At 65.0% G+C, this 18,937-nt stretch carries 16 protein-coding genes; 13 read left to right on the forward strand and 3 right to left on the reverse strand.

What is annotated here, in order from left to right; translation table 11 throughout:
* Positions 1-7 precede the first annotated feature (7 nt).
* On the reverse strand, positions 8-682 hold the full coding sequence (locus tag BDOA9_RS29270; RefSeq protein WP_025037500.1) for a Crp/Fnr family transcriptional regulator: 675 nt from the start codon (positions 680-682) through the stop codon (positions 8-10).
* Between the two features lie 337 nt (positions 683-1,019).
* Here BDOA9_RS29270 and BDOA9_RS29275 point away from each other — a divergent pair, with 337 nt between their 5' ends.
* From BDOA9_RS29275 to BDOA9_RS29300, 6 genes are all read left to right on the forward strand, one after another.
* A complete protein-coding gene (locus tag BDOA9_RS29275; RefSeq protein WP_025037501.1) occupies positions 1,020-1,841 on the forward strand; it encodes an ABC transporter ATP-binding protein in 822 nt (273 codons plus the stop codon).
* A complete protein-coding gene (locus BDOA9_RS29280) occupies positions 1,838-3,769 on the forward strand; it encodes a long-chain fatty acid--CoA ligase (RefSeq protein WP_025037502.1) in 1,932 nt (643 codons plus the stop codon). Before BDOA9_RS29275 ends, BDOA9_RS29280 begins: the two co-directional genes overlap by 4 nt.
* Before the next feature lie 178 nt (positions 3,770-3,947).
* Positions 3,948-4,841, forward strand: a complete 894-nt coding sequence (locus tag BDOA9_RS29285; RefSeq protein ID WP_025037503.1) for a branched-chain amino acid ABC transporter permease — start codon at positions 3,948-3,950, stop codon at positions 4,839-4,841.
* 3 nt (positions 4,842-4,844) lie between these two features.
* Positions 4,845-5,918 (forward strand): branched-chain amino acid ABC transporter permease, encoded by a 1,074-nt coding sequence (locus BDOA9_RS29290; RefSeq protein WP_025037504.1) that lies wholly within the window; start codon positions 4,845-4,847, stop codon positions 5,916-5,918.
* 42 nt (positions 5,919-5,960) lie between these two features.
* Entirely contained in the window at positions 5,961-7,244 is a 1,284-nt protein-coding gene (locus tag BDOA9_RS29295; protein WP_025037505.1) for an ABC transporter substrate-binding protein, read from the forward strand.
* Between the two features lie 162 nt (positions 7,245-7,406).
* A complete protein-coding gene (locus tag BDOA9_RS29300; RefSeq protein WP_025037506.1) occupies positions 7,407-8,246 on the forward strand; it encodes an ABC transporter ATP-binding protein in 840 nt (279 codons plus the stop codon).
* 12 nt (positions 8,247-8,258) lie between these two features.
* Here BDOA9_RS29300 and BDOA9_RS29305 read toward each other — a convergent pair whose 3' ends face one another.
* Positions 8,259-9,410 carry an AGE family epimerase/isomerase gene (locus tag BDOA9_RS29305; RefSeq protein WP_025037507.1) on the reverse strand — a complete coding sequence of 384 codons (1,152 nt, stop codon included), beginning with the start codon at positions 9,408-9,410 and terminating at the stop codon, positions 8,259-8,261.
* Between the two features lie 86 nt (positions 9,411-9,496).
* Here BDOA9_RS29305 and BDOA9_RS29310 point away from each other — a divergent pair, with 86 nt between their 5' ends.
* Entirely contained in the window at positions 9,497-10,720 is a 1,224-nt protein-coding gene (locus BDOA9_RS29310) for a phenylacetate--CoA ligase family protein (RefSeq protein WP_025037508.1), read from the forward strand.
* Here BDOA9_RS29310 and BDOA9_RS29315 read toward each other — a convergent pair.
* Positions 10,717-12,360: a carbamoyltransferase family protein gene (locus BDOA9_RS29315; RefSeq protein ID WP_025037509.1), complete on the reverse strand. Its 1,644-nt coding sequence runs from the start codon at positions 12,358-12,360 to the stop codon at positions 10,717-10,719. The two genes, BDOA9_RS29310 and BDOA9_RS29315, sit on opposite strands and share 4 nt — an antisense overlap.
* Positions 12,361-12,563: 203 nt before the next feature.
* On the opposite strand from BDOA9_RS29315, the gene BDOA9_RS29320 reads away from it, so the two are divergent.
* The 6 genes from BDOA9_RS29320 to BDOA9_RS29345 are packed head-to-tail and all read left to right on the forward strand — an operon-like array spanning position 12,564 to position 18,931.
* Positions 12,564-13,949: a GHMP family kinase ATP-binding protein gene (locus tag BDOA9_RS29320; RefSeq protein ID WP_025037510.1), complete on the forward strand. Its 1,386-nt coding sequence runs from the start codon at positions 12,564-12,566 to the stop codon at positions 13,947-13,949.
* Between the two features lie 13 nt (positions 13,950-13,962).
* Entirely contained in the window at positions 13,963-15,882 is a 1,920-nt protein-coding gene (locus BDOA9_RS29325) for an N-acetylneuraminate synthase family protein (protein ID WP_244521539.1), read from the forward strand.
* Complete coding sequence (locus BDOA9_RS29330; protein ID WP_025037512.1) at positions 15,882-16,571, forward strand: acylneuraminate cytidylyltransferase family protein; 690 nt, start codon at positions 15,882-15,884, stop codon at positions 16,569-16,571. The genes BDOA9_RS29325 and BDOA9_RS29330 overlap by 1 nt, the downstream gene beginning before the upstream one ends.
* Complete coding sequence (locus tag BDOA9_RS29335; RefSeq protein WP_025037513.1) at positions 16,564-17,328, forward strand: SDR family oxidoreductase; 765 nt, start codon at positions 16,564-16,566, stop codon at positions 17,326-17,328. Before BDOA9_RS29330 ends, BDOA9_RS29335 begins: the two co-directional genes overlap by 8 nt.
* Entirely contained in the window at positions 17,325-18,173 is an 849-nt protein-coding gene (locus BDOA9_RS29340) for a sugar phosphate isomerase/epimerase family protein (RefSeq protein WP_025037514.1), read from the forward strand. The genes BDOA9_RS29335 and BDOA9_RS29340 overlap by 4 nt, the downstream gene beginning before the upstream one ends.
* Complete coding sequence (locus BDOA9_RS29345) at positions 18,170-18,931, forward strand: SDR family NAD(P)-dependent oxidoreductase (protein WP_025037515.1); 762 nt, start codon at positions 18,170-18,172, stop codon at positions 18,929-18,931. Before BDOA9_RS29340 ends, BDOA9_RS29345 begins: the two co-directional genes overlap by 4 nt.
* The last annotated feature ends 6 nt before the right edge of the window (positions 18,932-18,937 follow it).

An 18,937-nucleotide genomic window follows, 5' to 3' on the forward strand; every position in this document is an offset into this window, starting at 1 on the left:
GAGACTTCTAATCCCCATACCCGCGCAGCTTCTCGACATCGAGGATGGTGACGCCACCATATTCCAGCCGCAGCAGCCCTTCTTTCTCCAGCCGGTTCAGCGCGCGGTTGGCGTTCTGGCGGGACATGCCGGACAGCGCGCCGATCTCCTCCTGGGTGATCTCCAGGTGCGCGGTCGATTCCGGATAGAGGATCGGGTTGAACAGCGAGGCGATGCTGCGGGCGAGGCGTGCGGTGGCATCGAGCGTGCGATTGACTTCGAGCATGCCGATGAACTGGCCGAGCCGCTCGTTGAGCTGGCGCACCAGGAAGCGGTTGAAGCCGACGCTGTTCTCGAACAGCCACATGAAGGCGCTGCGTTCCATCAGCGCGACGCGGCTGTCGCGCAGCGCGACCACGTCGTAGCGGCGCGGCTCGTTCTTGAGCACGCTGCCCTCGCCGAACCAGGCCCCTGCCGTCAGCCCGGCGAGGCTGGTCTCCTTGCCGTCGCGCGAGACCCCGCCCATGCGGGCAAGGCCGCCCACCATGCCGGCCCAATACGCAAAAATATCACCGCGCATGAACACGCTTTCGCCGGTGCCGTAGGACCGCTCCGTGATTCCGGCACGCGCGACCTCGATCTCGGCTGATGTGAGCTCGCGCGACCAGGCGGCGATGCGCTTCAGATGATCCTCTGAAATCATGATCTCGAAGCCAGCCGCACTGTTCTGCCACCCCATGCCCTGTTGCACTGCAACAGAATCGCTTCGGCCATCCACCCGACGAAAGATGAAAGACCCGCTCGGCCCGAGAAACTTTGTCGCAGAATTGTCAGGCCGGAGACATTTCAAAATAGCGCTTTCCCCTATTGAGGACCACCTTGGGCGATGCGGCTTTTGATCCCTTACGGGAACGAAGGTGGCGCCGGTCCGGTCGAGACCAATAGCTGCATGGTCTGGCCGGCACGACCGTACTAGGATCGCCTGACAGGAACGGACGAAGAGCGCCAACAAAGCGCCATCACCGGGAGGGATTCGTTTGGTGGCTACCAGTCTCGAAGTGCGCGGCGTGTCTTTGCGATTCGGCGGCGTCCGTGCGCTGACCGACGTCAGCTTCGCCATCCGGGAAGGCGAGCTGTTCTCGATCATCGGCCCCAACGGCGCCGGCAAGACCTCGATCGTGAACTGTATTTCCGGCCGCTACAAGCCGACCGAAGGCCAGCTGCTCTATCAGGACCGCGACATCACCGGCCTGACGCCGAATGCCCGCGCCTCGCTCGGCATCGGCCGCACGTTTCAGAATCTCGCGCTGTTCCACCACATGAGCGTGCTCGACAACATCATGGTCGGCCGCCATCACCTCCTCAAGAACAATTTCCTCACGGGGTCGCTGTACTGGCTCACCGGCGCGCGCAAGGAGGAGCTCGAGCACCGCCGCAAGGTCGAGGAGATCATCGACTTCCTCGATCTGCAGTCGGTGCGGAAAGCCACCGCCGGCACCCTCCCCTACGGCCTGCGCAAGCGCGTGGAGCTCGCCCGCGCCATGGCGCTGGAGCCACGCCTGATCCTCCTCGACGAGCCGATGGCCGGCATGAACTTCGAGGAGAAGGAGGACATGGCCCGCTACATCGTCGATCTCAACGAGGAGTTCGGGATGACGGTGGTGATGATCGAGCACGACATGGGCGTGGTGATGGACATCTCCCACCGCGTCATGGTGCTGGATTTCGGCAAGAAGATCGCCGAGGGCGATCCGGCCACCGTGCTCGCCGATCCTCACGTCAGGCGCGCCTATCTCGGCGAAGAGGACGAGGTGCTGGTCGATCCCGACGATGCCTCTCCGGCGCAGGAGAGCGCGGCATGATGGATTATACGGGACGCGCCGCGAAGGCCGACACCTATCCAAAGATGCTCCGGCTCAATGCGAGGGAGCACGGCAACGAGATCGCAATGCGCGAGAAGGATCTCGGGCTCTGGCGCATCTTCACCTGGAACGACTATCAGGCCCGTGTGCGCGATTTCGCGCTCGGCCTCGTCGAGCTCGGCCTGGGTCGCGGTGATGTCATCGGCATCATCGGCGACAACCGGCCGGACTGGGTCGCGGCAGAAGTGGCGACGCATGCCATTGGCGGCCTCAGCCTCGGGCTCTATCGCGACGTGCTGGACGAGGAGGCTTCCTACCTCCTCAATTACGGCGAGGCGCAGCTGGTCTTCGCCGAGGACGAGGAGCAGGTCGACAAGCTGCTCACCCTTGCCGAGCGCGTGCCGAATCTGAAGCACATCATCTATTCCGATCCGCGCGGGATGCGGAAATACGATGACCCGCGCCTGATGTCCGCGGAGAAATTTGCCGAGCTCGGCCGCGCACGCGCCGCGCGCGAGCCGGAACTCTACGACAGGCTGGTCGATGCGACCAGGGGCGAGGACGTCGCGATCCTCTGCACCACCTCCGGCACCACGTCGCATCCGAAGCTCGCGATGCTCGCCGCCGGCCGCGTGCTCGGCCATTGCGCGACCTATCTCGCCTTCGATCCCAAGGGTCCCGACGACGAATACGTCTCGGTGCTGCCGCTGCCCTGGATCATGGAGCAGGTCTACGTGCTCGGCAAAGGTCTGCTCTGCCGGATGAAGATCAACTTCGTCGAAGAGCCCGACACGATGATGAACGATCTGCGCGAGATCGCACCGACTTTCGTGCTGTTCGCGCCACGTGTCTGGGAATCCATCGCCGCCGACGTCCGCGCCAAGGTAATGGACGCAACACCTTTCAAGCAGCGCCTGTTCGACATCGGCATGAAGAGCGGTCTTGCCGCGCTCGAACAGGGCAAACGCTCGGGCTTTGCCGACGCGATCCTGTTTCGCGCGCTGCGCGACCGCCTCGGCTTCACCCGGTTGCGCTCGGCCGCGACCGGCGGCGCGGCGCTCGGGCCCGACACCTTCAAGTTCTTCCAGGCCATGGGCGTGCCGCTGCGCACGCTCTACGGCCAGACCGAGCTGCTCGGTGCCTACACGCTGCATCCCGAGGGCAAGGTCGACCCTGACACTACGGGCGTGCCGATGGCCGACAGCGTCGAGATCCGCATCGACAATGCCGACGTCCACGGCGTCGGCGAGATCGTCGTGCGGCACCCCAACATGTTCCTCGGCTACTACAAGAACCCCGAGGCCAGCGTCGCCGACATCAAGGACGGCTGGATGTGCTCCGGCGATGCCGGCTATTTCAATGCCAACCAGCAGCTCGTCGTCATCGACCGCATCAAGGATCTCGCCGAGACCTCCCGCGGCGAGCGCTTCTCGCCGCAATTCATCGAGAACAAGCTGAAATTCTCGCCCTATATCGCCGAAGCCGTGGTGCTTGGGGCCGGCCGTGACGCGCTCGCGGCCATGATCTGCATCCGCTATTCCATCATTTCGAAATGGGCGGAGAAGAACCGCCTCTCCTTCACGACCTACAGCGACCTCGCCTCGCGGCCCGAAGTCTACGCGCTGCTTCACAAGGAGGTCGAGACCGTCAACGCCACACTGCCGCCGGCCCAGCGCATCTCGCGCTTCCTCTTGCTCTACAAGGAGCTCGACGCCGACGACGGCGAGCTTACCCGGACGCGCAAGGTGCGCCGCGGCGTCATCAACGAGAAATACGCCGGCATCATCGACGCCATCTACCGCGGTGATTCCGACATTCCCGTCGACACCGTGATCCGCTTCCAGGACGGCACCACGCAGCGGGTGCGAACGACGCTGCGCGTGGTCGACCTCGGCGGGCAGGGGCCCATGGCGGAGGCAGCGGAGTGAGACAGGTGATCGTCACGCGCGGTGCCGCCCTTCGCCTCTCCCCGCTTGCGGCAGGGCTGTCCCATATGCACTCCGTCATTGCGAGCGCAGCGAAGCAATCCAGACTGTCTCCGCGGAAAGATATTGAATTGCTTCGCTGCGCTCGCAATGACGATGTCGGTGCGGCAGGAGACCCAACATGAACACCGCCTTCCTCATTCAGCTCCTGGTCAACGGCCTCGTGGTCGGCACGCTCTATGGCGTGGTCGCGATGTCGTTCGTGCTGATCTACAAGGCGACGCAGGTCGTCAACTTCGCGCAAGGTGAATTGCTGCTGGTCGGCGCCTGGGTGTGCTGGGCCTTGCTTGCGAAATACCAGGTGCCGTTCTGGATCGGCATGCCGATCACGCTGGTGTTCATGTTCGCATTCGGCATCGCGGTGCAGGTGCTGATCCTGCGGCCGATGATCGGCGAGCCGATCATCTCGGTGATCATGGTGACGATTGGCCTGTCCACCGTCCTCCAGGCCACACTGAAATGGATGTTCGGCGTCAACCCGCAGCCGTTCCCGCGCGTGTTCGAGAGTCAATCGGTCAGCCTGTTCGGCCTCCAGATCCAGACCGTCTATGTCATGAGTCTGGTCGTTTCAGTCGCCATGATGATCGGCATGGCCTGGTTCTTCCGCGCGTCGAAATACGGCCTTGCGATGCGCGCCACCGCGTTCAACCAGCAGGTCGCGCAGTCGCTCGGCATTTCCGTCAAGAGCGTGTTCGCGATGGCCTGGGCGATCTCGGCGACGGTATCGGCCGTCGCGGGCGTCGTCGTCGCCGTGGTCAATGGCGTGTCCTCGGGCCTCGCCGCCTACGGCATCAAGGTGTTTCCCGCGGCGATCCTCGGTGGGCTCGATTCCGTCGGCGGCGCCGTGCTCGGCGGCATCATCATCGGCCTGCTCGAGAACGTCGCCCAATATGTCGACAGCGAGTATCTGCACTGGGGCAATCTCTACGAGATCGCGCCGTTCTACGTCCTCATCATCGTGCTGATGATCAAGCCCTACGGCCTGTTCGGCACCCACGACATCGAGCGGATCTGACCCATGGCCGGCCCTGCCCTCATCCCCGCGGGTGATTTCCGCACCACCTACGCCGCGGACACCACGATCTTCCCCACCACCACCAGCCGCAACTTCGCGATTCTGGGCGTCGCGCTGCTCTGTCTCGCGCCGCAATTCTTCAGCGGCTACTGGCTCAGCATCCTGATCCAGATCGGCATTTTCTCGATCGCAGCGCTCGGTCTCAATATCCTGGTCGGCTTCACCGGCCAGATCTCGATCGGGCACGCGGCCTTCTTCCTGCTCGGCGCCTTCACCTCGGCCTACATCTCCAACAACACGCCGATCCCGGTGTTCTTCGCGATCCCGCTCGCAGGGCTCGTGACGGCGCTGGTCGGACTGATCTTCGGCATCCCGGCGGCGCGGTTGAAAGGGCTTTACCTCGTCATCGCGACGCTGGCCGCGCAATACATCCTGCTCGACTTCTTCTCCCGCGCCGAATGGTTCTCCGGCGGCTCCGTGCCGGCAAGCGCCGAGCCGTTCTCGATCTTCGGCTACACGCTGCGCGGCGACCGGCAATATTTCTACGTCGTGCTGGCCTACGTGCTGGTGAGCTACATCCTCGTCACCAACCTGATGCGCACGCGCGATGGCCGCGCGCTGGTGGCGATCCGCGACCATTATCTCTCCGCCGAGATCATGGGCATCAACCTCACCAGGTACCGCACGCTGTCGTTCGGCCTCGCCGCCTTCTTCGCCGGGATCGCCGGGGCGCTCTACGCGCACTATCAGCTCGTGGTCTCCCAGGAAGGCTTCGGCATCGAGCGCTCGATCCTGTTCCTGGCCATGATCATCATCGGCGGCACCGGCTCGATCATGGGCACACTGATGGGCACCGCCTTCGTGGTGCTGCTGCCCGAGTCGATGGAGTTCATCAGCCATCATTTGAAGGGCGGCGCGATCGACAAAGCGCTGTCGCTCAACACCAACATCACCTTCCTGCGCGAGATCGCGATCGGGGTGATCATCATCGCGTTCCTGATGTTCGAGCCGGACGGACTCGCGCACCGCTGGCGGCAGATCAAGGCCTATTGGAAACTCTACCCGTTCTCGCATTGAGCACGGCGACTTCACTTAAACGATAACAGGAGGAACCAACCCATGAAGACCAAATCGCTTTTGAGCACCGCGTCGCTGGCGGTTGCGATCGCCGGTTTTGCGGCCAGTGCGCAGGCCCAGATCGCCGTCGGCCATCTCGCCGACTATTCCGGCGCGACGTCGGACGTTGGCACGCCCTACGGCCAGGCCGTCGCCGACACCTTTGCCTGGATCAACAAGAACGGCGGTGTCGGCGGCAAGCAGGTCAACCTCGATACCAACGACTACGGCTATCAGGTGCCGCGCGCGATCGCGCTCTACAAGAAGTGGTCGGCGCCGGATGGCAAGGTTGCAACGATCATGGGCTGGGGCACCGCCGATACCGAAGCGCTGACCGGCTTTGTCGCGCAGGACAAGATTCCCTATATCTCCGCCTCCTACGCGGCGGCGCTGACCGATCCGGAAGGCGTGAGCGGCAAGGCCAAACCCGCGCCCTATAATTTCTTCTACGGCCCGAGCTACTCGGACGCGATGCGGGCATTGGTGACCTGGGCGGCGGAAGACTGGAAGGCCAAGGGCAAGAGCGGTAAGCCGAAATTCGTCCATATGGGCGGCAATCATCCGTACCCGAACGCGCCGAAGGCCGCCGGCGAGGCGATCGCCAATGAGCTCGGCTTCGAGGTGCTGCCGCCGATCGTGTTCGCGCTGACGCCCGGCGATTACTCCGCGCAATGCCTCAGCCTGAAGAGCTCCGGCGCCAACTACGCCTATCTCGGCAACACCGCAGCCTCGAACATCTCCGTGCTCAAGGCCTGCAAGACCGCCGGCGTGGACGTGCAGTTCCTCGGCAATGTCTGGGGCATGGACGAGAACGCCGCCAAGACCGCGGCCGAGGCCGCCGACGGCGTCGTCTTCCCGCTACGCACGGCCGTGACCTGGGGCGGCAACGCGCCAGGCATGAAGACGGTGATGGAAATCTCGAAAATATCGGATGCAAGCGGCAAGGCCTATCGCCCGGTGCACTATATCGCAGGCGTCTGTAGCGCGCTCTACACCAGGGAAGCGCTCGACTGGGCCGCCAAGAACGGAGGTGCCACCGGTGAGAACGTCGCCAAGGGCTTCTACCAGAAGAAGGACTGGGTGCCATCAGGCATGGACGGCGTCTGCAATCCCTCGACCTGGACCAGCAAGGACCATCGCGGCACCCTCAAGGTCGATCTCTATCGCACCAAGGTCTCCGGTTCGACCAATGGCGACCTCAACGACCTGATGGCCAACGGCACGATCAAGCTCGAGAAGGTCAAGACCGTCGAGCTGCCGCGCAAGCCGGAATGGCTGGGGTGGTGAGGCTTGCTCCAACCGCACACACAACTGTCATCCCCCGCCTCGTGCGCAATTGCGCACCCGGGCGGGGGATCCAGTGCGCCGCAGCTTCTCGATGAATCTCCGGCGTCTCTGGAATACTGGGTCGCCCGGTCCAGCCGGGCGACGACTGCGGAGATTTGAAGCATGACCGACACCCTCGAAGCATCCCGCGCCAGGCCAACCGCCGTGGCGTCCGCTCCCCTCCTCGCCGTTCGCAACATCGAGGTCGTCTATGACGACGTGATCCTGGTGCTGCGCGGCCTCAGCCTTGACGTGCCCAAGGGCGCGATCGTGGCACTGCTCGGGGCCAACGGCGCCGGCAAGTCGACGACGCTCAAGGCGATCTCGGGGCTGCTCAAGACCGAGGACGGCGAGGTCACGCGCGGCGAGATCCTGTTCGAGGGCGAGCGCATCAACGGCATCGATCCCGACAAGATCGTCCGCCGCGGCATCTTCCAGGTGATGGAGGGCCGGCGCATCGTCGCCGACATGACGTCGCTCGAGAATCTCAAGCTCGGCGCGTTCACCCGCCGGGACCGCGAGGTCGATGCCGACCTCGATATGGTCTTCAGCTATTTCCCGCGCCTGAAGGAGCGCACCGGCCTTGCCGGTTATCTCTCCGGCGGGGAGCAGCAGATGCTCGCGATCGGCCGTGCGCTGATGGCCCGCCCGAAGATGATCCTGATGGACGAGCCGTCGATGGGCCTGTCGCCGCTGCTGGTGAAAGAGGTGTTCTCGATCATCCAGAAGATCAACCGCGATCTCGGCGTCACCATCCTCCTGGTCGAGCAGAATGCGCGCGCTGCGCTCTCCGTGGCGAGCCACGGCTACATCATGGAGCAGGGCAAGGTCGTACTCGATGGCAGCGCCGACGACTTGCGCGACAACGAGGACGTCAAGGAGTTCTACCTCGGCGGCGCCGGCGACCAGCGCAAGAGCTTCAAGAACCTCAAGAGCTTCAAGCGGCGCAAGCGGTGGCTGTGATCCACAAAGAGCTTAGCCGAGCACCTGCTCCGCTTCCGTGACCGCGCAGAGAACATGATAGAACGACGACGCAGGAATGGTGTCGATCAGCGATTTGCCGTCGCGATCGAACTGGTCGTACCAGCCGCCCTTCACGGGATGGCTGAGATAGTGCCGTTCCAGCCGCACCAGCGCCGCGCGCGCCTCGTCCGCCGCGCCCGCCTCGCCGGACTCGGCCTGCGCGATCCACGCTTTCGCGAACTCGGTCTGCGGCCACAGCCGGCGCGTGCTGCGACGGATATTGCCGCTTGCGTCGCCCTCGTCGACGAGGCAGCCCGTCGCCTCGTCACGATAGCGCAGCGAGGTCTCCAGCAATTCCGCACGCCGCTGGCCGGTCGGGCAGCCGGTAATGCGTTCAAAACCCTTCAGCAGCCAGACCCATTCCGCCTGGTGGCCCGGCTCGACGCTGACCGGCTCGATCCTAGACCAGTCCTCCTCGAAATATTCCGACAAGACGTGCTTCTGCTTGTCGTAGAGGTTGGCCAGGAACAGTGCGAAGAATTCTCCGGCACGGTTCTGGAACGACAGATCGTGGGTCGCCTCGAAGCACGCGATCATCGCCTCGAACAGATGCATATGCGGGTTCTGCCGGCGTGGCAGCGAGACCGGAAGCCCCTCGTGAACGCCGCCATGCGGCGAGCGCAAATGACTGTCGAGGAAGGCGAGCAGTGCATCGATCTCGGCGCGGACCTGTGCATCCCGGTCGAGCGCATAGACGCCGGCGAGCGCAAACAGGATGAAGGCGTGATCGTAGGCATCGCGCCGGCCATCCAGCACCGATCCGTCCGGCGTCAGCCGGTGCACATAGCCGGGCCGGCCGTCGGGCGCCTTCGCTTTGGCCAGCAGGTGCTCCAGCCCCTTCAGCGCAAGGGCCCGCCCCTCGGGATACCAGCCCATCTGTGCCGCCTTGGCGTAGCACCAGATCTGGCGGGCCTGGACGAACACGCGCCGGGGCGCGGCCGCATCCGCCGTGCCGTCGCGGTGCAGCCGGTCGATGAATCCGCCCTTGGCGAGATCCCAGCCGACCGTCGACCACAGCGGCAGCGCCTCGTCGATCATGCGGCGCTTCAGGCGTGCGACCACGGTCGACGCCTCGTCCGCCGCAATGAGTCCTTCGTCCGCCATCGGGTCCCTTTCAAGCCTCGCCAATGGCGGTCTGATAGCCATGCCGGTGGCGGTGCGCAACGGATGCCAACACGGAAAGAACAGCCATGACCGCCCATTACGACGCCCGCGAGACGCGTGAGCAAGCCGCGCGCGAGGCCGACCTGTTCGCCCGCCTCCCGGAGGTACTGCGCGCCGCGATCGCCGCCCCGGCCTATGCCGAGCGGCTCAAAGGCTGCGATCCCGCCACCGTGACCTCCAGGGCGGCTCTGGCGGAGCTACCGGTGTTGCGCAAGTCGGAACTGCCCGCCCTGCACAAGGCCTCGGCGCCCTTCGGAGGCTTCGTGGCGGGAGCCCCGGGCTCGTTCGCCCGCCTCTTCACCTCCCCAGGCCCGATCTTCGAGCCGGAAGGGCGGCAGGCCGATCCCTGGCGCGGCGCAAGGGCCCTGTTCGCAGCCGGGTTCCGTCCCGACGATGTCGTCCTCAACACCTTCAGCTACCATCTCACCCCCGGGGGGTTCATCTTCGATGCGTCGGCGCGGGCCCTCGGCTGCGCTGTGATCCCGGCCGGCCCGGGCAACACGGAACAGCAATTCGAGCTGATCGAGGCCTACCGGCCGGTCGGCTACAGCGGCACGCCGGATTTCCTGAAGATCCTGCTCGATGCCGCGGCAAACTCGGGGCGTGACCTCTCCTCAATCAAGCGCGCGCTGGTCTCGGGCGCTGCGTTCCCGCCCTCGCTCCAGGCCGAGATCAAGACGCGCGGCATCGACGCTTACCAGGCCTTCGGCACGGCCGATCTCGGCCTGATCGCCTTCGAGACCGAGGCACGCGAAGGCATGGTCGTGAACGAGGACCTGATCCTGGAGATCGTCAAGCCCGGCACCGGCGATCCCGTGACCCCAGGCGACGTCGGCGAGATCGTGGTGACCTCGCTCGACCCGCACCATCCCTGGATCCGGCTTGCGCTCGGCGACCTCACCGCAGCCTTGCCCGGCACGAGCCCATGCGGGCGTACCAACATGCGCATCAAGGGCTGGATGGGCCGCGCCGACCAGACCACCAAGATCAAGGGCATGTTCGTCCGGCCCGAGCAGATCGCCGAGATCGGCCAGCGCCACGCCGGGCTCGGAAGACTACGCCTCGTCGTCACGCGCCAAGGCGAGACCGACGCCATGACGTTGAGGGCGGAAACGGCGGCCGCGAGCGAGGCGCTGCGCGAAGAGATCGCCGGTACCTTGCGCGCCGTGACCAAACTCGGCGGCACGGTTGAGCTGGTCAGCCCCGGCACGCTGCCGAACGACGGCAAGGTGATCGCGGACGAGCGCTAGTCTCGGCTCGATTTCGAAAGCCGGTAATTGCCGAGATAGAGCACGTCCAGGCCCGAGCAGAAATAGGTGTGCAACGCCTCCAGCGGCGCGTTCACCGTCGGCTGCTCGTTGATGTTGAGGCTGGTGTTGATCAGCACCGGAAGCGAGGTCGCCTTCGCGAACTCGCCGATCAGGCGGCTGTAGAGCGGATTGCTGTCGGCATGAACGCTCTGGATCCGCGCGGTGTTGTCGACATGGACCACCGCAGGCATGGTCTCGGCGACCTTCCCGTTGACCGGGAACGTCACGACCATGAACGGCGCGTCGAACGTATCCTCGAAGTAGTCGGCCTGGCGCTCGTACAGCACCGACGGGCAGAACGGACGGAACTCCTCGCGGTACTTGATGGTGAGATTGATGCGATCCTTCATGCCCGCATGGCGCGGATCAGCCAGGATCGAGCGGTTGCCGAGCGCGCGCGGACCGTATTCCATCCGCCCCTGAAACCAGCCCACGGTCTTCTGCTCCGTCAGGTCGGTGACGCAGCGCGACACGGGATCGTCGAGCAGCTCGAAGCGCGCGCCGATCTTGTCCAGCGTCTCCCGGATCGTGTCGTTCGAATAGTCCGGTCCCCAGTAAGCGTGGGTCAGCGGCGCGATCGCGTGGCCCGCCTCGGCGCATTTCATCATCGCTGCGCCAAGCGCCACGCCGGCATCGTGCGGCACCGGCGGCACGTAGAGTCGCTTTACGGCTGGCTCCGCGGCGATCTCCATGTTCATCTTGCAGTTCAGCCCGACGCCGCCGGCGATGCAGACGTCGCCGCAGCCGGTCTCGGCAATCGCAGAGCGGATCACCTCGGTGGTGACGATCTCGAGCTGCTTCTGGCCGCTCGCGGCAATGTTGGTCAGGCGCTGGTCGAGCGGCGCGCCACGCAGCCGCCGCGGACCCAGGATCTCCTCCATCTTCTCGGTGAAGATGCGTTCCTGCCGCGTCGAGAAATCGCTGGTGAAGATGTCGGCGTCGCGCCGGCGCTTGTCGAGCTCGGGATCGAGCTCGTAATTGATGCCGTTCGGCCGTAGCAGCTTGGCGAACTTGTCGAGATAGTCCGGGCTGCCATAGGACGACAGGCCCATGACCTTGTACTCGTCATTGGTCATCTGATAGCCGAGATACTGCGTCAGCATCCCGTAATAGAGACCAAGACTGTTGTGGCGACCAAATCGCGTCAGCACGCGGAAGTCGTTGCCGCGCGCATGGGCGACGAGGCCGGAGCTGGAATCGCCCGAGAAATCGAAGCAGGCCACCGTCGCCTCGGAAAATCCGGAGCCGTAGAACGAGCTCGCGGCATGACAGAGATGATGGTCGTAGAGCTCGATCTTCGGGCTGTGGCCGAACTGATACCTGAAATATTCGGCGAGGCGCTGCGCGTAATTGGTGTAGGTCTTCAGCGGCGAACAGATCCAGTCGACCTCGCGCATGGTGATGCCGGCCTGCTTGAGGCAGAATCCGATCGCGCCACGCGGCAGCTCGCCGCGCGCATGCTTCGCCAGCGTGAAGCGCTCCTCCTCCGCGGCTGCGATCAACTCGCCGTCGCGCAGCAGCACCGCCGCACCGTCGTGATGCCCGTGCTTGATCCCCGAGCTGATTCCGATCACATACATATCGCGTAGACCCCTTGCGAAGCCTTCTATAGAAACCGCCGCCAATGTAAATCGGCTGCGGTCCGACGGGGGTGCTTGACGGCGGCCAAATTGGGGCGACTACCCCCTAGGGGAGCAGGAACCTTGCATCGTCCCTGCGGCTCCCGTATTACCAACCCTTGCTGCGATACGGCCTGTAATTGGCCCTTCCTGGACCCCAAAACGTGCTTGACCGAACCCTCGTCACCATCGTCGAGACCGAGACCATTGAGGAAGCCTTCCGGCGCCTGAATGCGAACATGCTCGGCATCCTGTTCGCGCAGGACGCGAGCGGGCGAATCGTCGGTGCCGTGACGGACGGTGACATCCGCAGGCGCATGCTGACCGGCATCACGATCCAGGACCGGGTTGCGTCCTGCATCAACCGCAACTTCGTCTGGGCACCGACCGGCGGCCCACGCGAGCAGATCCTCAAGCTGCTCGACCAGCGCGTCCACGTGGTGCCGATCCTCGATGGCGAGGGGCGGCTGGTGGACGTGTTCAGCCGTGAGCTGTTCAACCTGTCGGAAGAGAGCGAGGTGTTCGCGCGCGCCCGCTCGCCGGTGCGGATCAGCTTCTCCGGCGGCGGCACCGACCTGACGCATTATTTCGTGGCGAATGACGGAGGCGCGGTCATCAGCGCCACGATCAAGATGTACGCTCACGCGACGCTGCGGCGCCGGAGAGATCCCAGCATCCGGATCTACTCGCACGACTTCCGCCGCACGGTCGAGGCCGAAAATCTCGCGGAGCTCGGAACGGGCGGAGATCTCGCACTGATCAAGTCGGTCGTGCGCCTGATCAAGCCGACATACGGCTTCGAGCTCGAAGTGTCCGCGGACTTTCCGGTTGGATCGGGCCTCGGCGGCTCCGCTGTGGTCTCGTCGGCGATCATCGGCTGCTTCAATGAATTTCGCAGCGACCAGTGGGACCGCCACGAGATCGCGGAGATGGCCTTCCAGGCCGAGCGGCTGATGCTCAACATTCCGGGCGGCTGGCAGGATCAGTACGCCACCGTGTTCGGCGGCTTCAATCACATGGAGTTCTTCTCCGATCAGAACACCATCGTGCCGCTTCGCCTCGATCCCAACATCATCGCCGAGCTCGAAGAGAGCCTGGTGCTCTGCTATGTCGGCGCGGGCCGCGATTCCGGTGCCATTCACCGCGACCAGAAGGCCCAGCACGAGACCAGCGACGCCGTCGCCGCAGCTGCCAAGCAGAAGGAAGTGACGCGCGACATCAGGCGGCATCTGCTGCGCGGCCAGCTGCTGGAATGCGGCCGGCTGATCGACGAGGCCTGGCACGCCAAACGCAAGCTGAGCTCCAAGATCTCGTCGGACACGATCGATGCGATCTACGATTTTGCCAAGCAGCATGGCGCGGTCGGCGGCAAGTTGCTCGGCGCCGGCGGCGGCGGTTACTTCATGTTCTTCGTCCGTCCATTCGAGCGCTACCAGCTGATCGCGGCGCTGGAACAAGAAGGGCACAGCTGTTCGCGCATCATGTTCGAGGAGAACGGGCTGCGGACGTGGAAATCGCGTGTTCCCGCGCAGGCCGCCCCACGCATATGAGACGAGAATGTTGATGACATCGCCCAAACAGCCTGCTCCGGTCCGCATCGGCAACCGTCTTCTGGGCGATGGCGAACCCTGCTACGTCATCGCCGAGATCGGCAACAACCATAATGGCGATTTCGACCGCGCCATTGCGCTGGTCGACGCCGCGGTCGCGGCCGGAGCCGATTGCGCCAAATTCCAGATGCGCAAGCTCGAGGAAGTCTATCGCGCCTCGAGCCTGTCCGGGAAAGACGACGACCTCGCCGTCGAATATACGCTCGATCTTCTGCGCCGCTTCGAGCTGCCGACCGCACAGCAGAAGAAGATCGCCGAGTACTGCGCAGCCAAGGGCATCGAGTACCTCTGCACGCCCTGGGACGCGAAGAGCGTCGCCGTGCTCGAAGGCTTCGGCGTAAAGGCCTACAAGGTCGCCTCGGCCGACCTCACCAACCTGCCGCTGCTCGCCCGTCTCGCCGCCACCGGCAAGACGCTGATCGTCTCGACCGGCATGAGCACGACGGACGAGATCAAGGCCGCGGCGAAATTCCTCGACGACCGCAATGCCAGCTACGTGCTGCTGCATTGCCAGAGCACCTATCCGGCCGCGCTCCACAACATCCATTTGCGTTTCATGGAAACGCTGCGCGAGATCCATCCCGTCGTCGGCTATTCCGGCCACGAGCGCGGCATTGCCGTCTCGACGGCCGCCGTCGCGCTCGGCGCCGTCGTTATCGAACGCCACATCACGCTCGATCGCGAGATGGAAGGTCCGGACCATGCCGCAAGTCTCGAGCCGGAGGAATTCAAGGCGCTCGTTTCCGGCATTCGCGAGGTCGAGGCGGCGCGCGGCGAGAAGCTCGCCGAGCGCGCGCTGAGCCAGGGTGAGCTGATCAACCGCGAGAACCTCGCCAAGAGCCTGGTGGCCGCGCGCGACCTGTCGGTCGGCACCGTGATCTCCGAAGCCGACATCGCCGTGAAGAGTCCGGGACAGGGTCTGTCGCCGCTGAAGATGCCGGCGCTGCTCGGCCGCAAGCTGACGCGAACGATGGCGGCCGACGACTATTTCTTCCAGAGCGACCTCAACGAAGGCGCCGCGAAGGCGCGGCGCTACAGGTTCGACCGCCCCTGGGGCGTGCCGGTGCGCTATCACGATACCGAGCGTTTCCTGGAAATCTGCGAGCCCGACATCATCGAATTCCATCTCAGCTACAGCGACATGGAGCGCGATCCGGCGGCCTATCTATCGGGCACCTATGAACTCGGCTTCGTCGTGCATGCGCCGGAGCTGTTTGCCGGCTCCAAGCTGATGGACCTCGCAACGCCCGACGAGGCGCTGCGGCGCTACTCGCTCGAGCAGACGCAGGCGGTGATCGACATCACCCGCGGCCTGAAGAAGTTCTTTCCCAGGACCAAGCGCCCGCCCATCGTCGCCAATATCGGCGGCTTCACCATGGACGAGCCGCTGCCGCCGGAGGCGAAAGCCGAACGCTACCGCATCTTTGCGCAGAGCTTGACCGAGCTCGACATGGACGGCGTCGAGCTGACGCCGCAGACCATGGCGCCGTTCCCCTGGCATTTCGGCGGCCAGCGCCACCAGAACATCTTCATCTTCCCGGAGGAATCGGCCGCGTTCTGCGCCAGGCACGGCTTGCGCATGTGCGTCGACATCTCCCACACCAAGCTCGCCGCCAATCATTTCGGCTTCGACTTCGCGCAAGGCCTCGCCCAGTTCGGGCCGCACACCGCGCATCTGCATTTCGGCGACGCCAAGGGGCTCGACGGCGAAGGTCTCCAGATCGGCGAAGGCGAGATCGATTTCGACGAGATCGGACAGGTGCTGCGCAAGCATGCGCCGACGGCCTCGTTCATTCCTGAAATATGGCAGGGCCACAAGAACATGGGCGAAGGCTTCTGGATCGCGCTCGAGCGTCTCGAGGGACACATCTGATGACGCGCAAGACGCTGGCCGTGATCGCCGCGCGCGGCGGCTCCAAGGGTATCCCGCACAAGAACCTGCTCGATCTCTGCGGCAAGCCCCTGATTGCCTGGACGGTCGAACAGGCCCGCGCGGCTCGCGGCGTCGACGTGGTGGCGGTCTCGTCGGACAGCGACGCCATCCTCGCCGCGGCCGAAGCCGCCGGGGCTGTCGGCGTGCGGCGTCCGGACGACATTTCAGGCGACCTCGCCTCCTCCGAATCCGCCTGGCTGCATGCTCTCGATGCGACCGAAACGCAGATGGGCCGGTTCGAGCGTGTCGTCGCGCTTCAGGCCACATCGCCGATCCGCGAGCCCAGCGACATCGAGAACGCGCTTGCGACCTTCGATCGCGACCATCTCGACAGCCTGCTGTCGGTCTGCGAGGTCGAGGACTACTTCAACTGGCGGATCGGCGCGAACGGCCCGGAGCCGATCAATTACGACTATCGCAACCGCCGCATGCGGCAGCAGATCGAAAAGCGCTACCTCGAGAACGGCTCGTTCTACGTCCTGATCCCATCCCTCCTGCGCGAGCAGAACAATCGTCTCGGCGGCAAGATCGGCTTTCACGTGATGGAGCGTCACAAGATGTTCCAGATCGACCGCCCCGAGGACGTCAAGCTCTGCGCCGCCATCATGCGCAGTTACGGCTATGCCTGATCTCAGCGCCTTCTCTCTCGCAGGCAAGATCGCGGTGGTCACCGGCGCCTCGCGCGGCATTGGCGCGGCGATTGCGAGCGGCCTCGAGGACGCCGGAGCCACCGTGTTCGGCCTCAGCCGGTCCGGAACCGCGCCGCAGGGCGTCACCGCGATTGCATGCGACCTCTCCGACGACGGCGCGATCGCAGTGGCATTCCGCACCATCGCGGCAAACGGCGCTCGTATCGACGCACTCGTGAATGCCGCCGGCATCAGTCTTCCCGCCCAAGGCAGCGAGAGCGAGCTCGCACGCTTCCGCGCCACGGTCGCAACCGATCTCACCGGCGTCTACGCCACGATCCTCGCCGCCTATCCGCTCCTGAAGAACGCGGGCGCGGCGGCGATCGTCAACGTCACCAGCATCAATTCCGTGCGCGGCTTCCCCGGCAATCCCGGCTACGTCGCGGCAAAGGCAGGACTTGCCGGGCTGACGCGCGCACTGGCCGCCGACTACGCGCCCGACGGCATCCGCGTCAACGCGCTGGCGCCGGGCTACGTCGCGACCGAGATGACCGCCAAGAGCTATGCCGATCCCGTCATGCACGAGGATCGGCGCCGCCACACCATGCTCGGCCGCTGGGGACAGCCCGCCGACATGGTGGGCGCCGCCGTTTTCCTGGCCTCGGAAGCCTCCGCCTATGTGACCGGCCAGGAAATCTTCGTCGACGGCGGCTGGATCGCCAAGGGCCTCGCCATCAGCTCGGGTAGCACATCGTGACCGCAACGCTCGAACGCATCGGCTTCATGCAGGGACGCCTGTCGGCTTTGGTCGACGGCAAGATCCAGGCGTTCCCGTGGAACGAATGGCGCGAGGAATTTCCCCGCGCCAAGGCGCTCGGCCTGACGCGGATGGAGTGGACCATCGACCAGGAGCGCCTGCGCGAGAACCCGCTGACGACCGAGACGGGACAACAGGAGATCCTGGCGCTGGCGCGCGAGAACGGCGTGCGCATCCCGAGCCTCACCGGCGACTGCTTCATGCAGGCGCCGTTCTGGAAGGTCGATGCCGTCGTGCGCGATGCCCTCGTCAACGACCTCGATCTCCTGGTTGCCGCCTGCAGCCGCATCGGCATCGAATTCATCGTGATCCCGCTGGTCGACAACGGCAACATCGAGCGCGAGAGCGAGAGCGACACGCTCAAGCGAGTGCTGATCGCCCGCCGCGAGCAGCTCGTGCGACAGAACGTCAAGATCGTCTTCGAATCCGATCTGCCGCCGCGCGATCTCGCCCGCTTCATGGAGGCATTTCCGGCCGAGGTCTTCGGCATCAACTATGACAGCGGCAACAGCGCTTCGCTGGGCTATGACAGCGCCGAGGAGATCGAAGCCTACGCGCCCCGCATTTTCAATGTCCATGTGAAGGACCGCGTGCGCGGCGGCACCACCGTGCCACTCGGCACCGGCAACGCTGATCTTGCCAAGACGATCCGGCTGATCGAGCGCTCCGGCTACAGGGGACAGTACATCCTGCAAACCGCGCGGGCCAGCGATGGCGATCATGCCGGCGCGCTGGCGACATATCGCGACATGACGGTTCGCTGGATCGAGGATGCCGCGCGATGAAGCTCGAGCTGGATGATCGCGTCGCGCTCGTCACCGGCGCCAGCCGCGGAATCGGGCTCGCGATCGCGACGACGCTCGCTGCGGAAGGCGCCAAGGTTGCACTCGCTGCGCGCGGCGCAGATGCGCTCGATAGCGCGCAGGCTGCGGTCGGCGGCAGCACGTCGGTCCACGTGGCCGATGTCACCGATCCGACCGCCGCAGCAGGGCTGGTGCACGAGGTCGAACGGCAATGGGGGCACCTCGACATGCTCGTCTGCAACGTCGGCAGCGGCGCTTCCGTGCCGCCCGGACAGGAAAATGCCGCGGAATGGTCGCGGGTGATGGACCTCAATCTCTTCGCCACCACCAACATGATCGAGGCCGCACGGCCGCTGATGGCGCGCGGCAGCGGCGACCGGTCCATCGTCTGCATCTCCTCGATCGCCGGCATGGCGGCGCTGGGCGCCCCCGTCACCTACTATGCCGCGAAGGCGGCGTTGAACGCGGCCGTGCGCGGGCTGGCACGCCCGCTGGCGCTCGAGGGCATTCGCATCAATGCGGTCGCGCCCGGCAACATCCTCGCCCCCGACGGCACCTGGGCGCGCAAGCTCGCCGAGAGCCGGGCCGCGGTCGAGGACATGCTTGCGCGCGAAGTGGCGCTGCGCCGGCTGGGGAAGCCGGAAGAGGTCGCCGACCTCGTCGCATTCCTCGCCTCGCCGCGCGCGGCGTTCATCACCGGCAGCGTCATGGTCGCCGATGGCGGCCAATTGCGCAGCTGAACAGGA

The organism is Bradyrhizobium sp. DOA9, assembly GCF_000617845.2.
Taxonomy (GTDB): Bacteria; Pseudomonadota; Alphaproteobacteria; order Rhizobiales; family Xanthobacteraceae; genus Bradyrhizobium.

Bases quoted from the DNA above. Each gene is read 5' to 3' on its own strand.
- BDOA9_RS29290 (WP_025037504.1), top strand. From the start codon at position 4,845: ATGGCCGGCCCTGCCCTCATCCCCGCGGGTGATTTCCGCACCACCTAC.
- BDOA9_RS29300 (WP_025037506.1), top strand. From the start codon at position 7,407: ATGACCGACACCCTCGAAGCATCCCGCGCCAGGCCAACCGCCGTGGCG.
- BDOA9_RS29305 (WP_025037507.1), bottom strand. From the start codon at position 9,410: ATGGCGGACGAAGGACTCATTGCGGCGGACGAGGCGTCGACCGTGGTC.
- BDOA9_RS29280 (WP_025037502.1), top strand. From the start codon at position 1,838: ATGATGGATTATACGGGACGCGCCGCGAAGGCCGACACCTATCCAAAG.
- BDOA9_RS29345 (WP_025037515.1), top strand. From the start codon at position 18,170: ATGAAGCTCGAGCTGGATGATCGCGTCGCGCTCGTCACCGGCGCCAGC.
- BDOA9_RS29270 (WP_025037500.1), bottom strand. From the start codon at position 682: ATGATTTCAGAGGATCATCTGAAGCGCATCGCCGCCTGGTCGCGCGAG.
- BDOA9_RS29315 (WP_025037509.1), bottom strand. From the start codon at position 12,360: ATGTATGTGATCGGAATCAGCTCGGGGATCAAGCACGGGCATCACGAC.
- BDOA9_RS29285 (WP_025037503.1), top strand. From the start codon at position 3,948: ATGAACACCGCCTTCCTCATTCAGCTCCTGGTCAACGGCCTCGTGGTC.
- BDOA9_RS29330 (WP_025037512.1), top strand. From the start codon at position 15,882: ATGACGCGCAAGACGCTGGCCGTGATCGCCGCGCGCGGCGGCTCCAAG.
- BDOA9_RS29325 (WP_244521539.1), top strand. From the start codon at position 13,963: ATGACATCGCCCAAACAGCCTGCTCCGGTCCGCATCGGCAACCGTCTT.
- BDOA9_RS29295 (WP_025037505.1), top strand. From the start codon at position 5,961: ATGAAGACCAAATCGCTTTTGAGCACCGCGTCGCTGGCGGTTGCGATC.
- BDOA9_RS29310 (WP_025037508.1), top strand. From the start codon at position 9,497: ATGACCGCCCATTACGACGCCCGCGAGACGCGTGAGCAAGCCGCGCGC.
- BDOA9_RS29335 (WP_025037513.1), top strand. From the start codon at position 16,564: ATGCCTGATCTCAGCGCCTTCTCTCTCGCAGGCAAGATCGCGGTGGTC.